The sequence below is a fragment of the Levilactobacillus spicheri DSM 15429 genome, assembly GCF_001435095.1.
GTDB classification, from domain to species: Bacteria; Bacillota; Bacilli; order Lactobacillales; family Lactobacillaceae; genus Levilactobacillus; species Levilactobacillus spicheri.
On record NZ_AZFC01000008.1, the window covers coordinates 1 to 9,387 of the forward strand.

The following is a 9,387-nucleotide window of genomic DNA, read 5'->3' on the forward strand; positions in this document are numbered from 1 at the left end:
CGCCGATAGTAGTTGGGGGATCGCCCCCTGCAAGGGTAGGACGTTGCCACGCGATTATTCCGGCATAGCTCAGTTGGTAGAGCACCTGACTGTTAATCAGGTTGTCGACGGTTCGAGCCCGCCTGCCGGAGTTATGCTAATGATTTAGCAAGTATGCCGGCTTAGCTCAGCTGGTAGAGCATCGGTATCGTAAACCGAGGGTCGGGGATTCGAATTCCTCAGCCGGCATCTGATAAACGTGAACCTATCTGGTTCACGTTTTTTTGTTGCCCAGTTTTAAGTGGTCTGAAATGGTATAGATAGGTATCGTGAATTGGTCTAGTTCGACAATCTGCGTCACATCAGTGGTTAGACCATAATATTACAATATTGATTTTTGATAAAAGGGACTTGTGGTCTAATCTGGCAAGTGCTATTCTTAACATATCGAAAGACGTTAAGGGAGATGCGATATCATGAAAAATGTATTGTTAGTATCAGAACAGGGCGTTACCAGTCACTTATTCTTGGGCGAAGCTAAGCGGGTCGCGGAAACGCGGCGGGCAGCTCTGCACTTTACAGCGGCCGGTTGTGCCGAATTAGCCCCTGAACTGCTGGCGGAACAGGACCTGATCCTGTTCACCCCCCAGGCGGCTGCCGTGATGGACACGTTACATACGGACGCACTCATGGCCGTGATCCCCAACGACATTTACGGCTGGTTGAACAGCGAATCCTTGGTCAAGTTTGCGACCAAGGAACTCGCCGCCACCGCGGTTTTAGCGTAGATATCACCGCCCCCAGAGTCGTTAGAGGCCGATCGGGGCGGCCTCACGGGGAACCCTCTGGGAACGACCAAGCACACATAAAGCACAGGATCTGAGACGCCATGTCTCGGGTCCTTTTTTTGCGTTGACTGGATGATTGGGGAACGGTCACCAGTCACTTAGATGAGAAAAAAGACGCGTTAAATGAAAAAATGGTTATTAAAATGGTGCATATTTTTAGGGGATGATTCGCTGAGAAGTACCGAGGCTAAAAATGAATAAATAATAAGAGGATTGCATGAGACACCTAATTTTATATTCATTGTTAGACCGCCATTTTGGCCATTTTGAAGGCGTTTTTATTGCGAATGTCGTTGCGTTATAACGTTTCATGGATTATAATTGTCACTATGTTTTATTAGAGCCTTATGAGACACCGTGCATAATCGGGTGCAACCGTTATGCCTTACGGAGCATAAATATTGTTTTTAGGAAATGCAATGGAGGTATTATTAATTTGAATAACAAGTCAGACGTTAGCCAGGATAAGTCATTCTTCGGCCAACCACGTGGATTATCCACACTGTTCTTCACCGAAATGTGGGAACGGTTCAGTTACTACGGAATGCGGGCCATCCTGATCTACTACATGTACTACTCAGTTACCAAGGGTGGTCTGGGGTTCGATCAAGGAACGGCGGCTTCCATCATGTCCATCTACGGGTCCATGGTGTACCTATCATCCGTCCTCGGGGGCTACCTGAGTGACCGGGTCTGGGGGAGTCGCCGGACCGTGTTCATCGGTGGGGTGCTCATCATGTTTGGGCACATCGCCCTGTCACTCCCAGCCGGGAAGCTGGCCCTGTTCGTTTCCATCCTCTTGATTGTGTTGGGGACTGGGCTGCTGAAGCCCAACGTTTCCGAAATGGTCGGGAGCCTGTACAGCGCCGGGGACCCACGGCGGGATTCCGGATTCACCATCTTCGTCTTCGGGATTAACTTAGGTTCCTTGATCGCACCGCTGCTGGTCGGTTGGCTCGGAATGAGCTACAACTTCCACTTAGGGTTCTCCCTAGCAGCCATCGGGATGTTCTTAGGCCTGATTCAATACTGGATCGGCGGTAAGAAGTACCTGAGCAAGGATAGCCTGTACCCAACTGACCCGCTCGAACCGGGCGACTTGAAGAAGTTGGGTGTCCGGAGCACCATCGGTCTGGTGGCCTTCGCCTTGGTTATGATTCTGATGTACTTACTGCACTCATTGACGTTAAACAACTTCGTGCTGTTGCTGTCGATCATTGCGATTGCGACGCCAGTGGTTTACTTTACGATCTTCCTGACCAGTAAAAAGGTCACGGCACAGGAACGCAAGCACGTGTGGGCTTACTTAGGCCTCTTCATCGCCGCTGCCATCTTCTGGGCCATCGAAGAACAAGGGTCATCGGTCTTGGCACTGTTCGCAGCCAACCAAACCAACAACCACTTCTTGGGCTTAAACATCTCGCCTTCGTGGTACCAGTCCCTGAACCCCGCCTTCATCTTGATCTACACGCCAATCTTCGCGATGATGTGGAACAAGTGGGGCAAGAACCAACCAAGTTCACCCGCTAAGTTTGCGACCGGGATGTTGTTCGCCGGTGCTTCCTACCTATTAATGGTCATTCCCGTTGTTCTGTTCGGGACCAGCGCCAAGGTCAGCCCACTTTGGTTGATCGGAAGCTGGGCCATCGTGGAAATCGCCGAATTACTGATTTCCCCAATCGGGTTATCCGTGACGACGAAGTTAGCACCGCGGGCCTTCCAGTCTCAAATGATGAGTATGTGGTTCTTAGCCGATTCCGCCGGGCAAGCCGTTAACGCCCAAATCGTTAAGCTCTACACGCCAGAAAACCAAGTGAACTACTTCCTTGGGGTGGCCATTGTCGCCATCGTCGCCGGGATTATCATGTTCGCGTTGGTTAAACCAATTAAGAATTTAATGTCCGGGATTAAATAGTTCCCTTCAGGACGTCAAACGTGCTACTCTAAGTCAATTAGAGGGCACGTTTTTTAATGCCTAAAATGAAGGGGGAATCAACCATGCGGGTCGCACTGATCAGTGACTTACACTTCGATGTGAACCACGTCGACCTGGCCACCAACCTGCCGCAACAGGCGGCCTACCTCCGTGCGCAGGGGGTGGACCTCTACCTGATCGCGGGGGACCTGACCAATCACTTCCGGCAGTCGCTGGCCATCGCTGAACGGCTCCAGACGCTCCTGGCACCCGCGCAAGTTCGGTTTATCGCCGGGAACCACGACATGGTCCACGACGTCTCCTACGAGCAGCTAGAGACCTTTCCGGCGACCACCTATCTGCACAACCGCTTTTGGGACCTGCCAGGGACCGCTTGGCGGGTCATCGGCAATAACGGGTGGTACGATTACGAATTCGCCGATAACCTGACCGGACGCAATTTTCGGGCCTGGAAGAACGCTTTTTGGGTCGACAGCCCGATTCCTCAGCCGATGAGCGACCCCGAGCGGATGGACCGGGTCCTGACCCAGGTCCGTCAGCAGTTGGTCGCGGCGCAGCGGGCGCAGAAAAAAGTTCTGTTGATGACGCATTTTGCGCCCCGGCGGGAATACATCCGCTATACCCACGACGACCGCTTTTGGAATATGGCCAACGCGTTGATGGGCAGTCCCCGGTTGGGCCAGCTGATAACGGATTTTCGCGTACCTATCGTGCAGTTCGGCCACCTGCACCGCCACTTCTGGCCCCAGCACTTTCAGGCGACGACCTACTATAACCAGACGCTGGGGTACCATAACCGGCGAATCAACGAGTGGTATCACTGGGACTACCTGAGCGAGTGGCGCGACCGGTTGCGTATCTTGGACCTGCACTAGGTAGGGGGCAACCCGATTTTTAAACCGGGCAAAACTTTTTTCAAAAAAGTCTTGACGGTTTATGCAGAATTTTGTATGATAGTGAAGTTGATTCGTTACGACGATTCATTTTTTGGAGGGGTAGCGAAGTCTGGCTAAACGCGGCGGACTGTAAATCCGCTCCTTCGGGTTCGGTGGTTCGAATCCACTCCCCTCCATTTTTATTGGGCTATAGCCAAGTGGTAAGGCAACGGGTTTTGATCCCGTGATGCGCTGGTTCGAACCCAGCTAGCCCAATCAGGAGAATCATCTCGGCTGACGGTACCGTTGCGGTATCGTCTTTTTTTGTGCTGAAAAAGCGGCGTGACCGACCGGATGAATTGACAACGCCCCGAATTTTCGCTAAAGTCAGTTTAATGAATTGCTCCAGACCAGTTTGGAGCCGATAGAAAAAATTGGGGGAATGTGTCATGACAGCAGTCCAACCGGAAGACCTATTCTCGCTACGTCCCTTGGCGCAACCGGTCAGCGATGGTCACCGGGTCTATTACGTCCAGAGTCGCCTAGACCAGTCGAGTAACAGCAGTCAGGCCGCCATCTTGAGCGTGCGCCTGTCCGACGGCGCTGATCAGCGCCAGTGGAGTCCCGTGGGGGTGAGCGTCAACCAGTTGACGCTGAGCCCGAACCGGGATTGTTTGGCGTTCAGCGGGGTCATTCACGACCACGTCCAGCTATTCATCATGCCCACGTCCGGTGGGGCGGCCGTCCAAGTGACCCACGGCGAGTCCGACGTGCACGACATCGTCTGGAGCGCCGACGGGCAAGCCCTGTACTTCCAAACGACCCGGGTGCCCAAGGCGAGTGCTAAGCTGCCGACGGTGCGCGTGGTCGACCGGCTACGGTACCAGCTCAATGGTCAGGGCATCTTGCCCCGACAGGCTACCTACCAATGTATCCGCTATCAGTGTTCGACCAAGGACCAGACCGTGGTCATGGAGCGGGACCACGCCTTCACCGTGACGGCGGCGACCACCCAGGGACTGGTGTACGACGCGGAGCGCTTGCCGGACGACGAGCACGACTTTAGCGCCGGCGTGTACTGGCATCCGTTTACCGGTGGGGCGGATCAGCTGTTGACCCGCGACCTGCCGGCGGGGGCCTTCAGTGCCGGCCGCTTGGCGGCGGACGGGCAGCGGGTGCTGCTCTGGGGCCAGGACAACCACGTTCCCAACGTTTCGCAGTTCCACGCCTGGTTGGCCGACCGGTCGACGGGCCACTTGGTTGACCTGACCGCGCCGCGGGACGTGGAGGTCGGCGACATGCTGGCCCTGGATAGCCAGCAGCGCCAGTCTGGCTGTTACGTCGCTTGGCTGGACGCCCAGACCGTCCTGACGCTGGAGAACACCCGCGGGCGGCTGGAATTGATGCGCCAGGACCTGACCACGCACCAGGTGACCCCCGTCCTCAGTGGCGACCGCGCCATCACCGACTTTAGCATGGTGGACGCCCACACGGTGGTCTTTACCGAAAGCACCATGACCAGCGTGAGTCGTCTGAAGGTCGTGGACCTGACGACCGGCACAGAGCGGGCTTTGATCAACCCCAACGCCACCTACGAGGCACGCCGGCACCTGGTGGCCGGACAGCGGTTCACCTTTAAGGGGGCCGCGGATTGGCCCATCGAGGGCTGGTACTTTGCGCCGGCCACCCGGGAGCGCCATCCGGCCGTCCTGTACGTCCACGGCGGTCCCCAGGTCGACTTCGGCTACGGTTTTTACCACGAGCTGCAGTACCTGGTGGGGCAGGGCTACGGCGTGATTGCCATCAATCCCCGCGGTGGCAACAGCTACGGCCAGTCCTTCGAGGAGGCTGTGATCGGCCATTACGGCGAGGGCGACTACGAGGACCTGATGTTGGGGACCGACGCGGCGTTGGCCCTCGACCCCACGATCGATCCGCACCAGCTCTGCGTGACCGGGGGCTCTTACGGGGGCTTCATGACTAATTGGATCGAGACGCACACCAGCCGCTTCGCCGCGGCGGTGACCCAGCGGTCGATTTCCGACTGGATCAGCTTCTACGGGACCAGTGACATCGGCTACTTCTTCACGCCGTGGGAGCTCAAGCAGGACCTCCACGACAGCCAGGCGCTGTGGAAATTCTCGCCGCTGGCCTACGTGGATCAGGCGACGACGCCGATCCTGATCCTCCACGGCGAGGACGACTTGCGGTGTCCGACCAGTCAGGGCCAGGAATTCTACGTGGGCCTCAAGAACGCCGGCGTGACGACCCAGCTGGTCTTGTTCCCGCAGTCGAACCACGAACTATCCCGCTCGGGGCTGCCCAACCTGCGCATTGAACGGTTGAAACGCATCACCGGGTGGTTCCACCAACACTTAACGACGACAAAGGAGAGCATAAAATGACAAAAATTGGTTTTATCGGGGTCGGCGGCATGGCCCAGGCGATTATTGGCGGCTTGCTGAACGCCCAGGCGTTTGCCCCGGCGGACATCGTGGTCCACAGCCACCGACCGGAAAACTACCAGCCTTACGCCCAGCAACACGGTCTGACGGCGGTCACCAGTAACACGGCGGTCGCGCAGGACAGCGACCTGGTGGTCTTGGCCGTGACGCCCAACGTGGCGGGCAACGTCCTTCAGGAAATCGCGGACGCACTGACGCCGCAGAAGACGTTAATCTCCATCGTTGCCGGGTTGACCCTGGAGAAGATGGGCGACCTGGTTGGCGCGACGATTCCGACCCTGCGCACGCTCCCAAACGTGAACGTGGAGATTGGCGCGGGGATGACGGCCGTGGCGGCCAATGCGGCGCTGACCGGCTCGGCGTTGACCACGGCGCAGGGCGTCTTTGACGCGATCGGCAGTACGACCGTGTTGAGCGAGGACCAGTTTGGCATCTTCAGTGCCCTGGCTGGCAGTTCACCCGCCTACATCGAATTCTTCATCGACAGCCTCAGCCGGGCCGGCGTGAAGTACGGGCTGAGCAAGGCCCAGGCGACTCAGATCGCCGCGCAGGCCACGCTGGGGTCCGCTCAGATGGTCCTGAAGAGTGACAAGATTCCGTTCGCGCTGATCGATCAGGTGGCGTCACCGGGTGGCAGCACCGTCGCGGGCTTACTGGCGATGGAGGAATCAGGGCTGATGACCGCTGTGGTCAAGGGCATCGACGCGACCGTCCAACGCGACCGCGAAAACGCTTAGCCTGCCTTGCATGTTTGGTCTATACCGATTATAATAATGAGGTACTAACCGACATTTCTGAGGAGGAGAGCCATGAGTATTGTTTTAAAACACGCCAAGATTTACACCGGGGACGCGGTCATTCCCGACGGGTACATTCGTTTCGACCAACAGATCGAGGCGGTGGGACCGGTGGCCGACTATCGGCCGTTACCCGCCGATGACTTGCACGTGGTGACGGGGCAGACGATTGTCCCGGGGTTCATCGATGTCCATAGTCATGGGGGTTATGGGTATGATAGTATGGATGGAGACCCAGACCAAATTGACAAGATGGTTAACCAGATGGTCCATGAAGGGATCACCTCGTTGTTTCCCACGACCATGACGCAGTCCAACGAGGCCATCGACCACGCGATGCGGGGCATTGCCGTGGCGGCGGAACGGAACCCGATCATTCAGGGCGTTCACCTCGAAGGACCGTTTATCGCGGCCATCTTCAAGGGAGCCCAACCAGAAAAGTACATCAAGGACCCGGACACGGCGTTATTGGAACGCTGGAACCAGCTGTCGGGTCACCGGGTCAAGCTGATCACCTACGCACCGGAAGACGCCGGGGCCGCCGCCTTTGAAAGCTACTGCTTGGCGAACGGTATCGTGCCGTCGGTGGGGCACTCGAACGCGACTCGTGAGCAACTCCTGGAAAGCCGGGCGACCCACGTGACGCACCTGTACAACGCGCAACGGGGCTTGCGGCACCGGGAACCCGGGGTCACCGGCCACGCGATGTTGGAAGACAACCTGTACTGTGAGATCATCTGCGACGGGTTCCACATCGTGCCCGACATGATCAAGCTGGCCTACGAACAGAAAGGGCCACACCGTTTGGAACTGGTCACGGACTCGATGCGCGCCAAGGGGATGCCCGAGGGCGTCAGTGAGTTAGGCGGGCAGAAGGTGATCGTCAAGGACCGGCAAGCCCGCCTCGAAAGCGGCAACCTGGCCGGCTCCGTGCTGCGTTACGACGAGGCCTTCCGCAACGTCATCGCCTTTACCGGTTGTGACGTGAACGCGGCCGTGCAGATGAGTGCCGTCAACCAGGCCGAAGAGTTCGGTCTGACCCAGAAGGGCAAGCTGCAGGTGGGCCGCGATGCCGACCTGAACCTGATGACCAGCGACCTGCACCTGACGGCGACCTATAGTCTGGGCCGGAAGTTTAGCACCGATTAGGGCTGGTGGTGCCACGGCGAGCCAGCATAGGGTATAATAATGATATGATTATCTAGAAGGGATGTTGGATGCTGTGAGTTCTCCGATTTATATTCAAATTCATAATGACATTAAACGGGCGATTGAAGCCGGTAAGTGGGCAGTGGGGGATCGGATTCCCTCGGAACGGGAGCTTTCCCGCGATTTTGATGTGAGTCGGATGACCCTGCGGCAAGCCATTCAAACCTTGGTAGACGAGGGCATCTTGGAACGGCAGGTGGGCTCCGGAACTTACGTGGCCAACCAGAAGGTCCAAGAAAAGATGTCCGGGGTCACGAGTTTTACCGACTTGATGTTGGCCCAGGGCAAGCAACCGTCCAGCAAGACCATCTCGTACCACGTGATGAGCCCGTCGCTCAGTGAAGCCGAAAAGCTTAAGCTGAGCGAGGACGACCTGGTCCTCCGGATGGAGCGGATTCGCTACGGCGACGATGTGCCCATCTGTTTTGAGGTGGCCACGGTGCCAGACCGGCTGGTCGATGGCCTGAACAAGAAGGAAGTCACCAGCTCGCTGTACCGGGCCTTAGAGGATAAGAAGAAGTTGAATCCCGGCAAGGCCCAGCAGACGGTCTCGGCGATGTCGGCGTCCGAACGCATCGCGGAATACCTGAAGATCAAGCGGGGCGATGCGATTCTGCGGCTGCGCCAGGTGACTTACCTGCAAGACGGGACCCCGTTCGAGTACGTGCGTACCCAGTACGTCGGTGAACGCTTCGAGTTCTACCTGGAAAAATAACAATTAATTCACACGAAAATACCTCCCAGACCGGTTCGCCGGCGTGGGAGGTATTGTTGCACCTAGGGGTCTATAAATTATTTTATGACGTCAAAATTGAGTGGGGGGGTGCTGCGCTACGGCGAGCAAGATGGCCGAGGTGGGCACGACTCCAAAGCCTCGAAACCCACGAGTCTCTGGAGCTCGGCCTTGATGTAACCTGGCAAGGAACGCCAGATAACATCAATTTCACCACGGCCATCAAGTCGCCTCCGCTCCGCTAACGTAGTGGCCTGACCACCTCGTTGGGCGATTGTATCCCCACAAACTGGGGGATGACTGTTTAAGCGCCCCAGTTTGCTAAAACACAGCGGATCACTAGGAAAAATAATGTGATACGGGTCCGTATCCGCCACGTTATGGTGTTCAGTCATGTCAGTGGAGGCATGACCTTGTCGTTTTGTTGACTGACGTTTTCCGTGCTAAATACGTGGAAAATACCGACACCACTCTACTATGGCAGCAGTTAAGACGAACTAGCCGGATGACTGCCATCGGCTAGTTTCGCCGGTTTTAACGAGCAG

The 9,387-nt window shown here is 56.7% G+C and carries 7 protein-coding genes and 4 tRNA genes; all 11 read left to right on the forward strand.

Going from position 1 to position 9,387, the window contains the following annotated elements:
- The first annotated feature begins 58 nt into the window (after positions 1-58).
- The 11 genes from FD37_RS02660 (at position 59) to FD37_RS02710 (ending at position 8,824) form a co-directional block, all read left to right on the forward strand.
- Positions 59-131: transfer RNA gene (locus tag FD37_RS02660), tRNA-Asn, on the forward strand.
- A 24-nt stretch (positions 132-155) separates the two neighbouring features.
- Positions 156-228: transfer RNA gene (locus FD37_RS02665), tRNA-Thr, on the forward strand.
- A 227-nt stretch (positions 229-455) separates the two neighbouring features.
- Complete coding sequence (locus tag FD37_RS02670; protein WP_056963258.1) at positions 456-767, forward strand: PTS sugar transporter subunit IIB; 312 nt, start codon at positions 456-458, stop codon at positions 765-767.
- Positions 768-1,263: 496 nt separating this feature from the next.
- Entirely contained in the window at positions 1,264-2,742 is a 1,479-nt protein-coding gene (locus FD37_RS02675; protein WP_045806967.1) for a peptide MFS transporter, read from the forward strand.
- Between the two features lie 65 nt (positions 2,743-2,807).
- Positions 2,808-3,638 (forward strand): metallophosphoesterase, encoded by an 831-nt coding sequence (locus FD37_RS02680; protein ID WP_147007795.1) that lies wholly within the window; start codon positions 2,808-2,810, stop codon positions 3,636-3,638.
- A gap of 114 nt (positions 3,639-3,752) precedes the next feature.
- Positions 3,753-3,835 (forward strand) — tRNA-Tyr (locus tag FD37_RS02685).
- 7 nt (positions 3,836-3,842) lie between these two features.
- A tRNA-Gln gene (locus FD37_RS02690) sits at positions 3,843-3,914 on the forward strand.
- A gap of 173 nt (positions 3,915-4,087) precedes the next feature.
- Positions 4,088-6,043, forward strand: a complete 1,956-nt coding sequence (locus FD37_RS02695; RefSeq protein ID WP_056963262.1) for a S9 family peptidase — start codon at positions 4,088-4,090, stop codon at positions 6,041-6,043.
- Positions 6,040-6,840 (forward strand): pyrroline-5-carboxylate reductase, encoded by an 801-nt coding sequence (proC, locus tag FD37_RS02700; protein WP_056963264.1) that lies wholly within the window; start codon positions 6,040-6,042, stop codon positions 6,838-6,840. The genes FD37_RS02695 and proC overlap by 4 nt, the downstream gene beginning before the upstream one ends.
- A gap of 72 nt (positions 6,841-6,912) precedes the next feature.
- Positions 6,913-8,049, forward strand: coding sequence for an N-acetylglucosamine-6-phosphate deacetylase (gene nagA / locus FD37_RS02705; protein WP_045806971.1), 1,137 nt, complete (start codon positions 6,913-6,915; stop codon positions 8,047-8,049).
- A gap of 73 nt (positions 8,050-8,122) precedes the next feature.
- Positions 8,123-8,824 (forward strand): GntR family transcriptional regulator, encoded by a 702-nt coding sequence (locus FD37_RS02710; protein WP_045807112.1) that lies wholly within the window; start codon positions 8,123-8,125, stop codon positions 8,822-8,824.
- Positions 8,825-9,387 lie beyond the last annotated feature (563 nt).

Coding starts and splice junctions, on each gene's coding strand:
- FD37_RS02680 (WP_147007795.1), top strand. CDS start 2,808: ATGAAGGGGGAATCAACCATGCGGGTCGCACTGATCAGTGACTTACAC.
- proC (WP_056963264.1), top strand. CDS start 6,040: ATGACAAAAATTGGTTTTATCGGGGTCGGCGGCATGGCCCAGGCGATT.
- nagA (WP_045806971.1), top strand. CDS start 6,913: ATGAGTATTGTTTTAAAACACGCCAAGATTTACACCGGGGACGCGGTC.
- FD37_RS02670 (WP_056963258.1), top strand. CDS start 456: ATGAAAAATGTATTGTTAGTATCAGAACAGGGCGTTACCAGTCACTTA.
- FD37_RS02695 (WP_056963262.1), top strand. CDS start 4,088: ATGACAGCAGTCCAACCGGAAGACCTATTCTCGCTACGTCCCTTGGCG.